The sequence below is a fragment of the Delftia sp. HK171 genome (genome assembly GCF_001886655.1).
GTDB classification, from domain to species: Bacteria; Pseudomonadota; Gammaproteobacteria; order Burkholderiales; family Burkholderiaceae_C; genus Comamonas; species Comamonas acidovorans.
This window is the reverse complement of the sequence record NZ_CP018101.1, coordinates 3092766-3108902: the sequence shown is the minus strand read 5'-3', so window position 1 is coordinate 3108902 and position 16137 is coordinate 3092766. Positions and strand designations below refer to the sequence as shown.

The 16137-nt window shown below is 68.6% G+C and carries 13 protein-coding genes; 4 read left to right on the top strand and 9 right to left on the bottom strand.

Features of this window, described 5'->3' with window-relative positions; translation table 11 throughout:
• Positions 1–25 precede the first annotated feature (25 nt).
• Positions 26–1198: an MFS transporter gene (locus tag BO996_RS14145; RefSeq protein WP_071955132.1), complete on the bottom strand. Its 1173-nt coding sequence runs from the start codon at positions 1196–1198 to the stop codon at positions 26–28.
• On the bottom strand, positions 1195–2445 hold the full coding sequence (locus tag BO996_RS14140) for a serine hydrolase domain-containing protein (protein ID WP_071955130.1): 1251 nt from the start codon (positions 2443–2445) through the stop codon (positions 1195–1197). The genes BO996_RS14145 and BO996_RS14140 overlap by 4 nt, the downstream gene beginning before the upstream one ends.
• A gap of 118 nt (positions 2446–2563) precedes the next feature.
• Here BO996_RS14140 and BO996_RS14135 point away from each other — a divergent pair, with 118 nt between their 5' ends.
• Together BO996_RS14135 and BO996_RS14130 are read left to right on the top strand one after the other, a co-directional pair.
• Positions 2564–3535, top strand: coding sequence for a LysR family transcriptional regulator (locus BO996_RS14135; protein WP_071955127.1), 972 nt, complete (start codon positions 2564–2566; stop codon positions 3533–3535).
• 333 nt (positions 3536–3868) lie between these two features.
• Entirely contained in the window at positions 3869–6838 is a 2970-nt protein-coding gene (locus BO996_RS14130) for a diguanylate cyclase (protein WP_083571215.1), read from the top strand.
• 67 nt (positions 6839–6905) lie between these two features.
• Here BO996_RS14130 and BO996_RS14125 read toward each other — a convergent pair whose 3' ends face one another.
• From BO996_RS14125 to BO996_RS14095, 7 genes are all read right to left on the bottom strand, one after another.
• The gene (locus tag BO996_RS14125) at positions 6906–7583 is read right to left on the bottom strand and encodes a DUF1028 domain-containing protein (RefSeq protein WP_071955123.1); all 678 of its coding nucleotides are present in this window, start codon (positions 7581–7583) and stop codon (positions 6906–6908) included.
• Between the two features lie 53 nt (positions 7584–7636).
• Entirely contained in the window at positions 7637–8071 is a 435-nt protein-coding gene (locus BO996_RS14120) for a RidA family protein (protein ID WP_012204875.1), read from the bottom strand.
• 53 nt (positions 8072–8124) lie between these two features.
• Entirely contained in the window at positions 8125–9408 is a 1284-nt protein-coding gene (locus BO996_RS14115) for a flavin-containing monooxygenase (RefSeq protein ID WP_071955121.1), read from the bottom strand.
• 115 nt (positions 9409–9523) lie between these two features.
• Positions 9524–10222 carry an ABC transporter ATP-binding protein gene (locus tag BO996_RS14110; RefSeq protein ID WP_016448200.1) on the bottom strand — a complete coding sequence of 233 codons (699 nt, stop codon included), beginning with the start codon at positions 10220–10222 and terminating at the stop codon, positions 9524–9526.
• Positions 10215–11042, bottom strand: coding sequence for an ABC transporter ATP-binding protein (locus tag BO996_RS14105; protein ID WP_016448201.1), 828 nt, complete (start codon positions 11040–11042; stop codon positions 10215–10217). The genes BO996_RS14110 and BO996_RS14105 overlap by 8 nt, the downstream gene beginning before the upstream one ends.
• Positions 11032–12213: a branched-chain amino acid ABC transporter permease gene (locus BO996_RS14100; RefSeq protein ID WP_012204871.1), complete on the bottom strand. Its 1182-nt coding sequence runs from the start codon at positions 12211–12213 to the stop codon at positions 11032–11034. Before BO996_RS14100 ends, BO996_RS14105 begins: the two co-directional genes overlap by 11 nt.
• Positions 12213–13130: a branched-chain amino acid ABC transporter permease gene (locus tag BO996_RS14095; RefSeq protein ID WP_047327224.1), complete on the bottom strand. Its 918-nt coding sequence runs from the start codon at positions 13128–13130 to the stop codon at positions 12213–12215. The genes BO996_RS14100 and BO996_RS14095 overlap by 1 nt, the downstream gene beginning before the upstream one ends.
• A gap of 287 nt (positions 13131–13417) precedes the next feature.
• On the opposite strand from BO996_RS14095, the gene BO996_RS14090 reads away from it, so the two are divergent.
• Both BO996_RS14090 and BO996_RS14085 read left to right on the top strand, forming a co-directional pair.
• Positions 13418–14566 carry a branched-chain amino acid ABC transporter substrate-binding protein gene (locus BO996_RS14090; protein ID WP_013802993.1) on the top strand — a complete coding sequence of 383 codons (1149 nt, stop codon included), beginning with the start codon at positions 13418–13420 and terminating at the stop codon, positions 14564–14566.
• Positions 14566–16080 (top strand): 4-hydroxyphenylacetate 3-hydroxylase family protein, encoded by a 1515-nt coding sequence (locus tag BO996_RS14085; RefSeq protein WP_071957102.1) that lies wholly within the window; start codon positions 14566–14568, stop codon positions 16078–16080. The genes BO996_RS14090 and BO996_RS14085 overlap by 1 nt, the downstream gene beginning before the upstream one ends.
• The last annotated feature ends 57 nt before the right edge of the window (positions 16081–16137 follow it).

The window sequence follows — 16137 nt, the reverse complement described above, 5'->3', positions numbered from 1 at the left end:
CAGCCACCAGAATGTCCGGCCTGCCCTACCTGCACACCGCAGGAAAGCCGTGCCGCCTGGCCGCCCACACCACGGCCAGCGATGCGCACAGCAGCGCCAGCAGCACGGGCGTGAAGGCGCCCACGCCCATGCGCGCCAGCAGCAGGCCGCCCACGATGCCGCCGCCGGCAATCGCCATGTTCCAGGCCGTGACCAGCATGGACTGCGCCACGTCGGCGGCCTCGCCCGCCGTGTGGGCAATGGCGGTCTGCAGCAGCGTGGCGGCGCCGCCAAAGGCCAGGCCCCAGACGGCCACCGCCGCATAAACCAGGGCCGGCGCATCTGCGGCCACGCCCAGCATCAGCGTGGACAAGGCGAACAGCGCAATGCTGGCCAGCGTGAGCGCGCGCAGGTGACGGTCGATCAGCACGCCGGTGATCCAGATGCCCAGCACGGAGGTGGCGCCGAACACCAGCAGCACCAGGTCCGTGCGCGCGGCCATGCCCGCCTCCGCCAGGAAGGGCGCGATGTAGGTGTAGAGAATGTTGTGCGCCAGCACGAAGGCCAGCACCACGAACAGCACGGGGCGTACGCCCGCCAGGGTGAACACGTGCCGCAGCGGCAGGTGGCGGCCTGCCGCCTGCCCCGCAAAGTCGGGCAGGCGAGCGCGCACCCAGACCATGAGCACCAGCGCCAGCACGCTCATGAGTCCGAAGCACAGCCGCCAGCCCACCAGTTGGCCCAGCACGGTGCCGGCCGGCACGCCCAGCGACAGCGCCAGCGGCGTGCCCACCATGGCAATGGCGATGGCGCGGCCCTTGAGATGGCCGGGCACCATGCGTGCCGCGTAGCCGGCCAGCAGCGCCCAAAGCAGCCCGGCCGAGACCCCCGCCAGAAAGCGCGCCACCAGGGTCAGCGCAAAGTGCGTGGACAAGGCCGTGACCGTGTTGGCGACGACAAAGCCCGCGATCGCCGCCAGCAGCAGGGGGCGGCGGCGCATGCCCTGCGTGGCGGCCGTCAGCGGTATGGCGGCCACCAGGGAACCTATGGCGTAGAGGGTGACGGTCTGGCCCACCCAGGCCTCGGTCACGGCCAGGCCCTGGGCCATCTGCGGCAGCAGGCCGGCCGGCAGCGCCTCGGTCAATATGGTGATGAAGGCTGCCATGGCCAGCGCCAGCAGGGAGGCAACGGGCAGGCGGTCCTGGCGTGTTCCGGTCATTGCGGCTCTCCCGAAGCCCCGTGGACCTCACAAACCCCGTAGACCGCGTCGCGCAAATCGTTGACGAAGCGCCCCGACATGCCCTCGTACAAGGTGTTGGTGAAGGCCACGACACTGAGCTCCTGCGCCCGGTCCACGAACCAGGAATGCCCATAGGCCCCGCCCCAGCGCCAGGTGCCCACCGTCTCGGGCGATGCCGCCTGCGCCGCATCGCGCAGCACGGAAAAGCCCAGGCCAAAGCCGAAGCCCGGCGCATTGGGCAGGGCCAGCCCGCCGGTCTGGTCCCGCGCCATCTCGGCGACCAGGGCGTCGGGCAGCAGGGTGTTGCCGCCCTGGCGCAGGGCTTCCAGCAGCCGCAGGAAATCGCCCGCCGTCCCCGCCATGCCGGCGCCGCCGGAGGCAAAGGCCTGGGCGTCAAAGATGCGCGAAGGGCTGAAGGCAATGCCGATGCTCCCCTCGAAGGGCGACACGGTCTCGCCCTCGGCCAGCGGATGGGGCTGCGGCGCGTCGCTGACATAGGCCTTGGCCACGCGCTGCACGGCCAGCGCATCGGTGACGGCAAAGCCGGTATCGGTCATGCCCAGCGGCCCGGTCACCAGCTCGCGCACGGCCTGGTCCAGCGGCCTGCCGTGCACCTGTTCAATGAGGGCGCCCAGCACATCGGTGGCCAGCGAGTAGCCCCAGGCCGTGCCCGGCGCGTACAGCAGCGGCACGCTGGCGATGCGCTCCAGGTTCTCTGCCAGGCCGATGGCCTGGCGGTCCATGCCGTCCGAAACGCCCGCGCGCGCATAGGGGCCTTGTGCATCGGCCTCGAAGAAGCGGTAGCCCAGCCCCGCCGTGTGGCTGAGAAGCTGCCGCGCGGTGATGCGGGCGGGCCGGCCATCGGCCAGCCGGGGGCGGAACCGGGGCAGCCAGCGCTCCACACCCTCGTCCAGCGCCAGCAGTCCCCGCGCCACCAGCACCAGCGCGGCAGCCGAGACGATGGGCTTGCTGGCCGAGGCCAGGCGGAACACCGCATCCATGGCCATGGGCAGCCCGCGCTCGCGGTCGGCCCAGCCTGCGGCCTGGCGGTGGACCAGCGCGCCGCCACGCGCCACCAGCACCACGGCGCCGACCAGGCGCTGCGCCTCAAGCGCCTGCCGGACCACGGCCTGGATGCGGTCGGACAGGGGCGAGTTCAACGGGGCTGCAGGCAGCGCAGCGGGCGCCGCAGGTGCTGAAGGCGCTGCAGAAAGGGCAATCGTCATGGGAATTCCCGGGATCAAATGAACAGGGTTCCGACGATAGAAAGACCACGATTAAAGAAAAAGTGGGGTAGATTTCCGGTTTATGCGGAACTGGGCGTCCGCAATGAAGGAGCGGCGTTTGGACAGCCTCAACGGTTTCGTGGTGTTCGTGCAGGTCGCCGAGACCCGCAGTTTCGTGGCGGCCGGCCGGCTGCTGGGCATCTCGGCATCGGCCATCGGCAAGAGCGTGGCAAGGCTGGAGGACCGGCTGGGCGTGCGCCTGTTCCACCGCAGCACGCGCAGCATCACGCTCACGGCAGAGGGCGCGCTGTTCCTCGAGCGCAGCCGGCGCATCCTGGCCGAGATCGAGGCCGCGCAGCTGGAGCTGTCGCAGGCCAGCACCGCGCCGCGTGGCCGGCTGCGGGTCAGCCTGCCCCTGGTCAGTTCGCTGGTGCTGCCGGTGCTGGGAGAGTTCATGCGCGCCTATCCCGAGATCGAGCTGGACCTGGACTTCACCGACCAGCTGGTCGATGTGTTCGAGGACGGCTTCGACGCCGTGGTGCGCACGGGCGCGCCCGCCGACTCACGCCTGTCCGCGCGCCGGCTGGGCGCCTTCGGCTACCTGCTGGTGGCCTCGCCCGGCTACCTGGCGCAGCGCGGCACGCCCCGGGTGCCCGAGGATCTGCTGCAGCACAGCTGCCTGCACTACCGCTACCCCCACAGCGGCAAGCTGGAGCCCTGGGTGCTGCGGCGCGCAGCGGGCGCGCCCGAGCTGCAGCTGCCCACCTCCATGATCTGCAACAACATCGAAACCCGGCTGTGCTTTGCGCTGCAGGGCCTGGGCATCGCCTACCTGCCGGATTTTTCCATCCGCGAGCCGCTGGCCGACGGCCGGCTGCAACCCGTGCTGGCGGACTGCATGGAGCACACCAATGTCTTCCATGTGCTGTGGCCCGCCAGCAGGCACCCCTCGCCCAAGCTGCGGGCACTGGTGGACTTCCTGTGCGCGCGGGTGTTTCCACAGGCGCAGCCCGGGCAGGCCCAGGACGCTGCCAGGACCGCTGCGCCCAAGACACCCAAGACACCCCAGACATCCGGGACGCGCAGATAGGCTGCCCGCCGGCTGCTGCAGCCTGCAGGCCCTGCCCTGCCTTGCTGACTATCGCGCGGGCCCCCATCTGAGTTAGCATGCTTATAGAGCGACGTATTCACAGAGTCATATCGGTTGCTCTGGCCCACCGGCAGGCAGGACCTGCGTCTCGAGCGCTGTGGCGTGCGGGGCGCTGTATCGGTGGGCCATTGCGGTTGACGGCTGGCGTTGCAGATCTCTTTTCTTGTCTCGCTGCGTTGCATGTCTTCTCGTTCCACCGCTATCCATCGTCCCGCCCTTTCCTCGCGCTCGCACGCAAGAACATCGTTGGCCGTCATTGCAGGCGTCTGCTTGATGGTGCTCGCAGCGGGGCTGTACTGGGCCGCGTTGCTGGCCAGCCACCAGTACATGCAACGCTACACACGGGATCAGGCATGGCTGCGCGTCTCGCAGATGTCCCAGGCGGTTTCCGCGCAGGCCGGGACCATGCTGTCGGGCCTGAACTATTCCCTGCGGGACCTGGCCCAGGACTACGAGTCGGGTGACTCCGAGGCGTTCGGGCGGGCCGTCGCCAGCGTCCAGGAGGCCTATCCGCCCGGCACCATCGTCCAGGTGGCCGTGGCCGATGCGAACGGCCAGGTGGTGTATTCGAGCCTGGCAGCCTCGGAGCCGCCTGCGCAGGGCGTGTCCATTTTCGACCGCGAACATTTCCAGGCGCATCTGAAGGGCCTGACGCAGGGAACCTTCATTGGCCGTCCGGTGCAGGGACGGGTTTCCGGGCAATGGGGTATCCAGCTGAGCCGCGCACTGCACCACCGAGGCGCGTTTGCGGGCGTGCTGGTGGTGTCGCTGTCGCCGCAGTACCTGTCGCGGCAGCTGCAGGCCATCTTCGACAGCCCGCGCGACGTGATCTTGCTGCTGCGCGAGGACGGCACCTATCTTGCACGTTCGCAGAACCAGGATCGGGTGCTTGGGCGCCAGCTGCCCGCGGCGCGGGTGGCGCTGTTTGCCCCCGACGTCACGCATGGCACCTACGAGGCGCTGGCGAGCACTGACGGCATACAGCGCATGTATGCCTGGAGCCGCGTGAGCGGCTTTCCGATCCTGGTGAGCACGGGGCTGGACCACGAGGCCGTGTTCGGCCCGCTCAACGAGACCATACGGCAGAGCCTGTGGCGCAACGGGATAGGCACGCTGCTGATTTTTCTGGGCGGGATGCTGACGGCCTGGCTGGCGTTCCAGCGCTGGCGGGAGGAGGACCAGCGGGTCCAGTCCGAAGAACGCTTTCATCTCCTGTCCGAGGAAGTCCCGGGCGGCCTGTTCCAGTACAGCTGGGACCCTGCCGGCCACTACGCCCTGTCGTTTGCCAACCCCGGCTTTTATGCCATGCACTGCATCGATGCGGATACGGCAGGCACGGCCTTGCAGGACCTGGCACAGCGGGTTCATCCGGAAGATATCTCCGCGCTCCGGCAGTCCATCGACGAAGCGATGCGCAGCCAGGAAGACTGGGCCTGCAAGTACCGCGTACAGTCCGCCGATGGCTCCGTGCGCTGGCTGCAGGGCCATGCACGCCCGCAACGCACCGAAGACGCAACCGTGCTCTGGCATGGCTACATCCTCGATGTCACCCAGGACGAAGGCCTGCGCAAGGCGCTTCACGAGAGCGAAGAGCGTCTGCGGCTGACCATCGGCGCCGTGCGTGACGGACTTTGGCAGTGGGACCGCGAACAGGACCAGGTGCTGTGGGATGCCCGCTGCTACCAGATGCTGGGCATGCCGGATCAGGCACTTGGTTCGTTCACCGTGGCCGGCTTCATGCATCTGCTGCACCCACTGGACCAGCCTCGCGTCCAGGAACGGCTCAGGCGCCACCTCGAACACGGCGACCCATTCCGTGTCGAGATGCGCATAAGGCAGGCCGATGGCTCCTGGCGATGGATCGAATCGCGCGGGGAGGTCACCCTGCGCGATGCCGACAACAAGGCACTGCGCATGCTCGGAATGCACACCGATATCCAGGAACGGGTGGAGCAGACCCACATGGTGGGCGCCCTGCTGGAGCGCGGAAGCGCCCTGGTGCTTGTCGCCAGCCATCGCCGCAGCATCGTCTACGCCAATGCCCGGGCAGCCGAGTGCTTTGGCCTTGCGGCGGGCGCACTGGAGCCGCAGTGCTCATTCCAGCAACTGCATCCGTCCAGCGACAGCTTCCACAGCTTCGCATCGCTGTACGAGCGCCTGAGCCTGAAGGGCACGGTGCGTACCGAGTGGGCACTGAAGGTCAAGGGCGGGCACATGCGCTGGTTCGACATGCAGGGGGCACTGCTGGACCCCGAAGATCCCCAAGGCAATGTGATCTGGACACTGTTCGACGTAGATGCCCGCCATCAGGCAGAAAGCGCCTTGCACGAGGTCCAGCAGCGGCTGGAGGCCATCATCGAGAAATTTCCGGCGGGCATCCTGGTGACCGACGACGCGGGGCAATGCATCAGGGCCAGCAACGCAATGCTGGTGGACCTGTTCGAGCTGCCGCTGTCCGCCGCGGACCTTGTGGGGGAAAGCCTGCAGACATTGCTGTCCTATTTGCCCCCGGCCATGGCAACGGCCTTGCAGCCTGCGCCGCAACCGGGGGCAGGCGCCCTGTCGCAACGAACGATCTTTGCCCTGTCCAACGGCCGCCATATAGAAACGGAGCTGCTGCCGCTTCGCAGGCAGGAGCGGCTGCTTGGCTACTGCTGGGTATTCCACGACGTGACCGACTACAAGAGGCGCGAAACGCAGCTCGAAGCCCTGGCATTGACCGATGCGCTCACGGGTGCCAGCAACCGGCGGGCCTTCATCACGCGCATGGAGTCGGAGCTGGAGCACCTGCGCCTGGGACTGAGCCATCCGTCGGCACTGATCATGCTGGATATCGACCATTTCAAGCGCGTCAACGACAGCTTCGGCCATGGCGTGGGCGACGAGGTGCTCAGGCATCTGGTGATCGCGGTGTCCAAGCAGCTGCGCCAGGGCGACATGCTGGGCCGCCTGGGCGGCGAGGAATTCGCCGTCTTGCTGACGGACGTGGACGCCCCCACCGCACTGCGGCGCGCGGAGAACCTGCGTGAGGCCGTGGCAGCGCTGGCCGTGTCCGTACAGGGCCAGGACAGCCCGATCCGCTTCACCGTGAGCCTGGGCGTATGCCTCATGGACGAGGGCGAGGCATCGGTCGAGCGCTGCCTGGAGCGGGCCGACGCCGCCATGTACTTCTCCAAGCGCAATGGCCGCAACCGCACCACGTGCTGGACGCCCGATACCCCCGTGATTTCGGACGCCAAGTGAGCGCGATGCCAGTGCCGCGACACGCCCGTGCGCCCGGGCAAGGCGATGTGTCAGCTACCCGGCCGCCTCACTCATCGCCGGGCACTCCGTAGCTGGGCGCGGCCGTGGGATGGATGGCGCGCGTCTGGTAGTCCTGCATCTGCGGCGCGTAGGCGGCCCAGAGGCTTTGCAGCGCGCCGATGGGATCGTGCTCCGACCAGTCCACGCGCAGGTCCGCCATGGGCCAGCTGTGCTCGCCCGCCACCTTGAGCGCGGCCGAATGCACGGGCCCGGCCTCGCCGCCCGCGGCCATGGCGGCCCGCATGGCGGCCAGCAGGCGCTCGGCCAGCGGCAGGTCGGCGCTGCGCTCGAAGGCCGGCACCATGGCCTCGATGGTGCGCTCGCTGGCCAGCAGGTTGCCGGCCGCCACGCACTGCCGCCCCACGGCGCTGGTGAAGATGCCCAACGCCTGGCTGCCGCTGAAGACGCCGGTACGGCCCTGCGCGTCCACCACGGTGACCTGGCGGTACTGGGGCCAGCTGCCGTCGTCCAGCGCCTGGCGCAGCGCGGCCTGGGGGTCGGCGCCCTTCTCCAGCAGGTCCAGCACGCGCGGGCCCAGGGCGGGCAGCGTGATGTTCTGCGTGGACACCACGCCCACGCCCGCGCGTACCCAGGGGCAGCGCGCGCCCACCGCAATGCTGGACGAGCTGATGGCCACGCCCAGCTGCCCGGTGCGCTCGCAGCGCCCCACAATCGAAAAAGTCATGGTTTCTTCCTCCTGCCGATGCGGCTGTACCAGGTGCTTGCTGTGGTTGACGCTCAGGCGCTGGCCGGCGGCTGCCAGTCATCGGGGATGACCGCGATCACGTCGATCTCCATCAGCCACTGCGGCTGCCCCAGGGCCGATATGCACAGCCCCGTGGAGATGGGAAACACGCCCTTGAGCCACTTGCCCACTTCCCGGTAGACGGGCTCGCGGTAGCGCGGGTCGATGATGTAGGTGGTGGTCTTGACGATGTGCGACAGGTCGCTGCCCGCCTCCTCCAGCAGCTGCTTGACGTTCTTCATCGCCTGCTCGGCCTGCTTTTGCGGATCGCCCAGGCCGACCAGGTTGCCCTCGAAATCGGTGCCGATCTGGCCGCGCACATAGACGGTGTTGCCGGCGCGCACGGCCTGGCACAGGTCGTTGTCCAGCGACTGGTTGGGATAGGTGTCCTTGGTGTTGAACATGCGGATGCGGGTATGGGTGGGCATGGTCTGGCTCCTGCAGGGGGTGGATGGGAAGGTGTCTCAGAGCGCGCTACCTGCTACCTGCTGCGGGCAGCGGCGTCGTAGTCGCTGTAGCGGCGCTGCTTGGCGATGTGGTCGGCCACGAACTTGGCGTCATGCCACACGCCCCAGATGAAGGACGAGCCACGGCGCGACAGCCAGGGAAGGCCCAGGAAGTAGATGCCGGGCTCATGGCCCACGCCGCGGTGGTGGCGCGGCTTGCCGCCGGGCTCGAAGCTGTCCACCTGCAGCCAGCCGAAGTCCACCCTGTAGCCCGTGGCCCAGATGATGGAGGTGATGCCTGCGGCGGCCAGGTCGAGTTCGCGCAGCGGATGGGTCACGCACTCCGGATCGGGCAGGCGCCTGCGCGCTTCGGGCTCCTCGGGCAGGTCCAGGCCGTTGCGGCGGATGTAGTCGTCGGCCGCATCCAGCATGGCCAGGTAGTTGGCGTCGCCGTTGGCGATGTTCTCGGCCAGGTCGTCCCTAAAGCGCACCCGGCCATCGGCGAAGGACTCGGTCAGCCCCACCAGGGTGATGCCCTGGTGTCCCAGCGCGCGAAAGTCCACGGTGTGGCCGCCGCGCGCGCCGCTGACGGCAATGGTCACATGCTCGCGGCCGGGCTTGGCAATGGCCGCATCCCATTCGCCCAGCACGCCCAGCCACCAGCAGAAATCACGGCCGCGGTAGGCGCGCGGCGGCCGGTCATGGGCGCCTACCGACAGGAACACCTTGCGGCCCGCGCGCTGCAGTTCATCGGCGATCTGCACGCCCGAGGAGCCTGCGCCCACCACCAGCACGGCGCCTTCGGGCAGCTGCGCGGGGCGGTGGTAGTGCGCGGAATGGATCTGCAGCAGGCTGCCATCGGCGGGTGCAGCGGGCGCAGCCGGCGCTATCGGCGGGATCACCGGCACCTGGAACGGCCCCGTGGCCGCGATCACGTTGCGGGCCTCGATCACGCCCTCGGACGTTTCCACCGTGAAGCCCGGCCGGCCCTGGTTGCGCGTGACCCGCCTGACCTCCACGCCGGTGCGCACGGGCGCCTTGATCTGGCGGACATAGTCCTCGAAGTAGTCGGCCACCTCGTCCTTGCCGGGAAAGCCGTCGCGGTCGCCGTTGAACTCCAGGCCCGGAAAGCGGTCATGCCAGGCCGGCCCGTTGGCCACCAGCGAGTCCCAGCGCCCCGTGCGCCAGGCCTGGGCGATGCGCTGGCGCTCCAGCACCAGGTGCTCTACGCCAAGCTGGCTCAGGTGTTCGCTGGCCGCGATGCCGGCCTGCCCGGCGCCGACCACGAGCGTGTTGATGGTTTGGATTTCAGCTGTCATGTTGTGGGTCTCTCAGGAAAAAAAGGCGCAGGCCGTCCCGCATCGGCGCCGTGCCGACTGCCTTGGTGTGGTCCGCAACAAAAAAGGGAAGGAGGTGAAGGCCGCCCGTGCGGCGCTACAGGTACAGGTGCTTCACCACGTCGTTGGCCAGCAGCTCGCTGGCCGTGCCCGAGGCCACCAGCTGGCCCTTGAGCAGCAGATAGCCGGTGTGGGCGATGGACAGCGCCGCCTCGGCGTTCTGCTCGATGAGCAGCACGGTGATGCCTTGGCTGTGGATGCGCTGCACCGTCTCGAAGTACTCCTCGATGAGCTTGGGCGACAGCCCCAGCGTGGGCTCGTCCATCACCACCAGGCGCGGCTCGCCCATGAGCACGCGGCCCAGCGCCACCATGGCCTGCTCGCCGCCGGACAGGGTTCCGGCCGCCTGCGACAGGCGCTCGCCGACCCGGGGGAACAGGGCCACCACGCGCTCCAGCGCCTGGGCAAAGCCCTGCTGCGGGCGCAGCGCGTCGTGGCCGATCTTCAGGTTCTCCTGCACGGTCAGCTCGGCAAACAGGCGCCGCCCTTCGGGCACGAAGCCCACGCCCAGGCCGGCCAGGTCCTCGGTGCGCATGCGCGCCAGCGGCTGGCCCATGACGCGGATGGCGCCGTGGTGCACGGGCAGCAGGCCCGCAATCGCCTTGAAGGTGGTGGTCTTGCCCGCGCCGTTGGGGCCCAGCAGGCAGACGATGCTGTGCTCGGGCACCTGCAGCGAGACCTGGTTGAGCATGTTCACCACGCCATAGCGCGTGCTGATGGAGTCCAGTTCAAGCATGGCTGGCCTTTCTGCCCAGATAGGCTTCCTGCACGCGCGGCAGCCGGCGCACCGCCTCGAAGCTGTCATCGCCGATCTTGCGTCCGTAGTCCAGCACCATCACGCGGTGCGGCAAGGTGGCGATGAGCCGCATGTCGTGCTCGATGATGATGAAGCCCAGCGCCGGATTGCCTTCGCGCAGGCGCTGGATGTCGGCGATCAGCGCATCGGTGTCGCGGTCGTCCATGCCGCTGGAGGGCTCGTCCAGCAGCACGATGCGGGGCTCGGCGGCCAGGGCGCGCGCAATCTCCAGGCGGCGGCGGTCGGCCTGCGGCAGGCTGCTGGCCAGCACGTTGCGGCGCTGGTGCAGGTCGCTGGACACGCTTTGCAGCAGCGCGCAGGCGCGCTCGGCGCAGCGCTTCATCTCGGCGCGCGAGACGGCCGGGCGCAGCAGCGCGGTGAGCACGCCGCAGCGGGTGCGCGCGTGCATGCCGATGATCACGTTGTCCAGCACGCTCAGCGAGCCGAACAGCCGGCTGGTCTGGAAGGTGCGCGCAATGCCGGCGCCCGCGATGTCGTGCGCGGCCATGCCCTTGAGCGAGCGGCCTTGCAGCAGCACCTCGCCCTCGGTGGGCTGGTAGATGCCGGTCAGCAGGTTCAGCAAGGTGGACTTGCCCGCGCCGTTGGGCCCGATGATGCCCAGCACCTCGCCCGCCGCCAGGTGGATGTCCACGCCCTGCACCGCCGTCAGGCCGCCGAAGCGCATGGTCAGGCCACGCCCCTCAAGGACCAGCGGGCCTGCGGGCGCGGCATGGTGGGTGGGATGGGAATCAATGCTCATGGTTGCGCACCCGTTGGGGGAAGATGCCGCGCGGGCGGATGATGAGGAAGGCGATCACCACCAGGCCGTAGAACAGGATGCGGTAGTCGGAAAACGCCCGCAGCTTCTCCGGCAGCATGGTCAGCAGGAAGGCGCCGACGATCACGCCCAGCGTGTTGTCCATGCCGCCTGCGATCACCAGCGTCATGATGGTCACGGACACCAGGAAGGTGAAGTTGTCCGGCGAGATGAAGCTCACATAGAACGCATACACCGTGCCCGCGAAGCCCGCCAGGAAGGCGTCCACCGCAAAGGCCTTGACCTTGAACCAGGTGACGTTGATGCCGCAGGCGCGCGCGGCGATCTCGTCGTCGCGCAGGGCATTCCAGGCCAGTCCCACGCGCGAGCTGTGCAGGCGCTGCGCCGAGACGATGGCCAGCCCCAGCAGGGCGACGGCCACGTAGTAGAAGTTGGCCTGGCCCGGCAGGCTGTGGCCCCACAGCGTGATGGGGTCGTTGAACGAATGGCCGAACAATGTGGGCGAAGGAATGCCCACCAGGCCGTTGGCGCCGCCCGTCCACTCCAGGTTCATCAGCAGCTGGTGCACGACGATGCCGAAAGCGATCGTCACCAGCGCCTGGTAGCTGTCGCGGGTGCGCATGGACGGCAGGCCCAGCAAAAAGCCGAAGACCGTGGCCACGGCGGCGGCCACCAGCAGGCAGATCCAGAAGCTCACGCCGAAGTGGATGGCCAGCAGGGCCGACGCATAGGCGCCGATGCCGTAGGACGCGCCGGTGGCGAAGTTCGGTATGTTGGCGCTGCCCAGCTGGAAGTTCAGCGCCAGCGCCAGCACCGCGTAGAGGCAGGCGATGATCATCAGATGCATGGCGTAGCTGTCACCGCCCAGCACCCACGGAAACACCAGCGCCAGCACCACGCCCGTGCCCACGGCCAGCGGCCTGCACTGGCCGAAGGCAGCCACGATGCGGTCTTCCACCAGCGGGCGTTTCTGCACCGCGACCAGGGCCACGGCAAAGCAGGCCAGCAGCGCCAGCACCGTGATCCAGCTTTCGGCCAGCAGGAACTGGCGCAGCAGCACGGCGCCCGCCAGGGCCACGCCCAGCACGATGGCGGCAGAGCCCGCACTCCGTGGTGCCGCGCGCGGCGGCGCCTGTATCGTCGTTGTCTGCATCACACCTTCTCCATTTTCTGAACGCCGAACAGGCCGGCGGGGCGAAAGATCAGCACCAGGATCACCAGGGCGAACACGAACACCAGGCGGTACGAGGTGCCGTTGGGCACATAGCCCTGCACGATGGTCTCGATGGCCGCAATCAGCAGGCTGCCGACAATGGCGCCCCCCAGCCGCCCCAGGCCGCCGACCACCGCGGCGGAAAAGCCGATCAGGCCCGCCTGCACGCCGAAGTCAAAGCGCACCACGCCCGCATAGCTGGCCAGGAAGATGCCGCCCACCGCGCCGGTGGCCGAGGCAATGAAGAAGGTGTTGCGGAACACCGGCCCCGGCGCAATGGAGAACAGCCGCGCGGTTTCGCGGTCCTGCGACACGGCGCGTATGCGCATGCCCATGGGCGTGTGGTGCAGCACGTACAGCAGCACGCCCACCAGCGCCATGGCCACCAGCACCGAGACCACGCTGATCAGGGGCAGCGGCCCGAACGGGGTGGGAACGGCCCCCTGCGCAATCGCCGGGAACGCGTGCGGATTGCTGCCCTGCGGGTACAGGTGGCGGATCAGCTCGCGGATCACGATGCCCAGCGCCACCGTGGCCACCAGCGGCATCATGGCCGGCGCATTGCGAAAGCGGCTGATCACCAGCCGGTCCAGGGCGACGCCCAGCCCTCCCACCGCCGCAATGGCCACCAGGCAGGCCAGGCCCAGCACCAGCCAGGGGGCCGAGCCGCCCAGCGCGGCGGCCAGGGCCTGCACGGCCGCCAGGGCGATGAAGGGGGCGACCATGGCCACGTCGCCATGGGAAAAGTGAATCACCTGCAGCACGCCAAACAACAGGCTGAAACCCAGGGCAAGCAGGCTGTAGATGCAGCCCAGGGTCAGCCAGTTGATGAGTTGCTGGAACAGCGCGTCATGCATCGATAGGGTTCCTCTTGTGTCGGGTTCGGCCGGGTTGGCGGGGCTTCGCTTGTCTCCATGTCACGCAGCCATTGAAGCAAGAAACCGCGCAAAACCTGCGTCGCTTTTGCCGAGGCGCTGCTTCGGAAAACGCGATCCAGTCCCGGGCAGGTGCGGCGATACATTGATCCGGCGGCGTTGCCAGACAGCGCCGGCCAGCCCGCCACGCACCGTGGCGCCCCGCCGCCCCGGCCCCCCCGGGCCGCCATGGCTGCCCCTCGTCTTCACCTGAACAGGACCGACCGACCATGCAAGCCTTCACGACAACCACCGCCCTCCTGCCATCGCGCCGGCGCCTTGCCGCATCCGCCCTGGCGCTGGCCGCCGCCACGCTGGCCTGCGGCGCGGCCTGGTCCCAGTCCACCGTGAAGCTGGGCTTCATCGGCCCCGTCAGCGGCGGCAACGCACAGCAGGGCCTGGGCGCGAAGAACGGCTTCCTGCTGGCCATCGACCAGTGGAATGCCACGGCCGGCGTGCCGTTCAAGGTGGAGGGCGTGGTGCTGGACGATGCCTCCGACCCGCAGACCGGCGTGTCCGCCGCGCTCAAGCTGGTCAACGACCGCGACGTGGTGGGCGCCATAGGCCACTGGAACAGCCCCGTGGCCCTGGCCACGCTGCCGGTGTTCAACCGCGTGCAGATGCCCTTCATCGTCTGGGGCGCCATCGGCCCCAAGATCACCGACCAGAACTTCGCCAACACCACGCGCGTGACGCCCACCCTGGTCAACGAGAACAAGCCCCTGGCCGCCTGGGCCGCCACGGGCCTGGGCGCAAGAAAGATCGCCATCATTGCCGACACCAGCGACTACGGGCGCGCCAACCTGGCCTCGTTCGGCAGCTTCTACAAGGCCGAAAAAGGCAGCGTGGTGGCCGAGGAAAGCTACCCCGTGGGCACCACGGATTTCCGCTCCATCCTCACCAAGATCAAGAGCCTGAACCCCGACGCGGTCTACTTCGGCGGCGTGATCACCGAGGCCGGCATCGTGCGCAAGCAGATGGCCGAGCTGGGCATGAAGCAGCCCATGCTGGGCATCAGCGGCATCTTCGACCCGCAGCTCATCCAGATCGCCGGCCCGGCCGCGGACGGCACCATCGTCGGCACGCCCAAATCGCAGACCAATCCCCGGCTGGACGCCATGAGCCGCGCCTATGCCGCCAAGGGCTATGCCGACTCCGAGAGCCCGTACACCAAGTACGCCTACGACGCCACCGGCATCCTTTTGCAATCGCTCAAGACGGCAGGCACCAAGGACCGGCAGGCCGTGGCCAAGGCCATCCGCGCCATACGCTACGACGGCGTGACCGGTACCGTGACCTTCGACGCCAACGGCCAGACGCAGGTGCCCGTGGAGCTGCAGCTGCACGAGGTCAAAGACGGCAAGTGGGCCAGCCGCTGATGATCAGGACAGGCAGCCAGTACCGCGACTCCATCCGCGATGGCCGGCGGGTCTGGATGAACGGCGAGCGCGTCAACGACGTGACCACCCACCCCATGTTCAAGCCGCTGGTGGACATCCGCGCGCGCATGTACGATCTGCAGCACGAGGCCGCGCTGCGCGACGCGCTCACCTACGACGAAGGCGACGGCGAGCGCCACCCCATCGCCCACAAGCTGCCGCTGACGCGCCAGGACTGGTGGGACAAGCGCCGCGCCACCGACCTGCTGCTGGAGGACATGGGCGGCGTGGTCATGCGCGTGGGCGACGAGAGCGTGGGCGAGATGTGGTCGCTGTTCGACGGCCAGGACGTGCTCAACGAGCTGGACCCGCGCTTTTCCGCCAACATCCGCACCCACATCCGCCGCGTGGTGCAGGGCGACCTGTTCCACGTATCGGCCAACACCGACCCCAAGGGCGACCGCTCGCGCCTGCCGCAGGACCAGGACCCCGACGTGCTGCTGCATGTGGTCAAGGAGACCGATGCAGGCGTCATCGTGCGCGGCGCCAAGTACGAGACCGCCGCCGCCTATGCCAACCAGGCCTTCACCAAGCCGGGGCTGGCGCACTGGGGCGACGCTGCCCAGTCCGAATACGCCATAGGCTTCATCTGCGACCTGGGCGCACCCGGCCTGCGCTTCATCTGCCGCCCGGGCCTGGCCGCCCGCGCATCGGCCCAGGACCATCCGTTGAGCCATCGCTTCGACGAAGTGGATGCCATCGTGGTCTTCGACGACGTGCTGGTTCCCTGGGAGAACGTGCTGTTCTACCGCCACACCCGGGCCGCCCATTTCCTGCGCGAGACGCTGCACCGCTACTCGGCCTTCACCTTCCTGCAGCGCAGCCTCAAGCTGGCCGACATGCTGATAGGCACGGCCCTGCACAACGCGCGCCAGACCGGCGTGGAGAAGCTGCAGGCCGTGCAGGACAGGCTGGCCGGCCTGGCCTGCTACCGCGAAGGCATCAACGCCCACCTCACGGCCGCCATCGCGCTGGCCGAGCGCAGCCCGGCCGGGCTGATGATGCCCAACCAGTCCCTGCTTTTCACGGGACGGTCACTGGCCACCGGCCAATTGCACCACATGATGAACACCGTGCGCGAGCTGTGCGGCGGCCAGGTCTGCCTGACGCCGGACCACGCCAGCTTCGAGAACGAGGACACCGGCCCCTGGCTGCGCAAGTTCTACACCCTCGGCCCGCAATGGCAGGCCGACGACCGCCGCAGGCTGCTGGCCTATGCGCGCGACCTGCTCGACTCGGACCACGCCGGCCACCGGCTCAGCTTCCAGCTGTTTGCGCAATGCCCGCCCTACGCCCAGACGGCGGCCGTGTACCGGCATTTCAACTGGGATGCGCCGCTGGACTTCGTGGGCAAGTCTGCGGGCCTGACGGACCGCGTGAAGGCCACGCAGGCGCCGGCCCAGGGCGACGGTGCGGTGGCGCAATGGTTTCGCAATCACAACGCCAGCGACTGAAGGCTGCCGGGGCCCGACCGCCGCACAATGCAGGCGCCTTGCGGGAAGGGCCTCTTG

Bases quoted from the DNA above. Each gene is read 5' to 3' on its own strand.
- BO996_RS14145 (WP_071955132.1), bottom strand. From the start codon at position 1,198: ATGACCGGAACACGCCAGGACCGCCTGCCCGTTGCCTCCCTGCTGGCG.
- BO996_RS14140 (WP_071955130.1), bottom strand. From the start codon at position 2,445: ATGACGATTGCCCTTTCTGCAGCGCCTTCAGCACCTGCGGCGCCCGCT.
- BO996_RS14130 (WP_083571215.1), top strand. From the start codon at position 3,869: ATGGTGCTCGCAGCGGGGCTGTACTGGGCCGCGTTGCTGGCCAGCCAC.
- BO996_RS14125 (WP_071955123.1), bottom strand. From the start codon at position 7,583: ATGACTTTTTCGATTGTGGGGCGCTGCGAGCGCACCGGGCAGCTGGGC.
- BO996_RS14120 (WP_012204875.1), bottom strand. From the start codon at position 8,071: ATGCCCACCCATACCCGCATCCGCATGTTCAACACCAAGGACACCTAT.
- BO996_RS14115 (WP_071955121.1), bottom strand. From the start codon at position 9,408: ATGACAGCTGAAATCCAAACCATCAACACGCTCGTGGTCGGCGCCGGG.
- BO996_RS14110 (WP_016448200.1), bottom strand. From the start codon at position 10,222: ATGCTTGAACTGGACTCCATCAGCACGCGCTATGGCGTGGTGAACATG.
- BO996_RS14105 (WP_016448201.1), bottom strand. From the start codon at position 11,042: ATGAGCATTGATTCCCATCCCACCCACCATGCCGCGCCCGCAGGCCCG.
- BO996_RS14100 (WP_012204871.1), bottom strand. From the start codon at position 12,213: ATGCAGACAACGACGATACAGGCGCCGCCGCGCGCGGCACCACGGAGT.
- BO996_RS14095 (WP_047327224.1), bottom strand. From the start codon at position 13,130: ATGCATGACGCGCTGTTCCAGCAACTCATCAACTGGCTGACCCTGGGC.
- BO996_RS14090 (WP_013802993.1), top strand. From the start codon at position 13,418: ATGCAAGCCTTCACGACAACCACCGCCCTCCTGCCATCGCGCCGGCGC.
- BO996_RS14085 (WP_071957102.1), top strand. From the start codon at position 14,566: ATGATCAGGACAGGCAGCCAGTACCGCGACTCCATCCGCGATGGCCGG.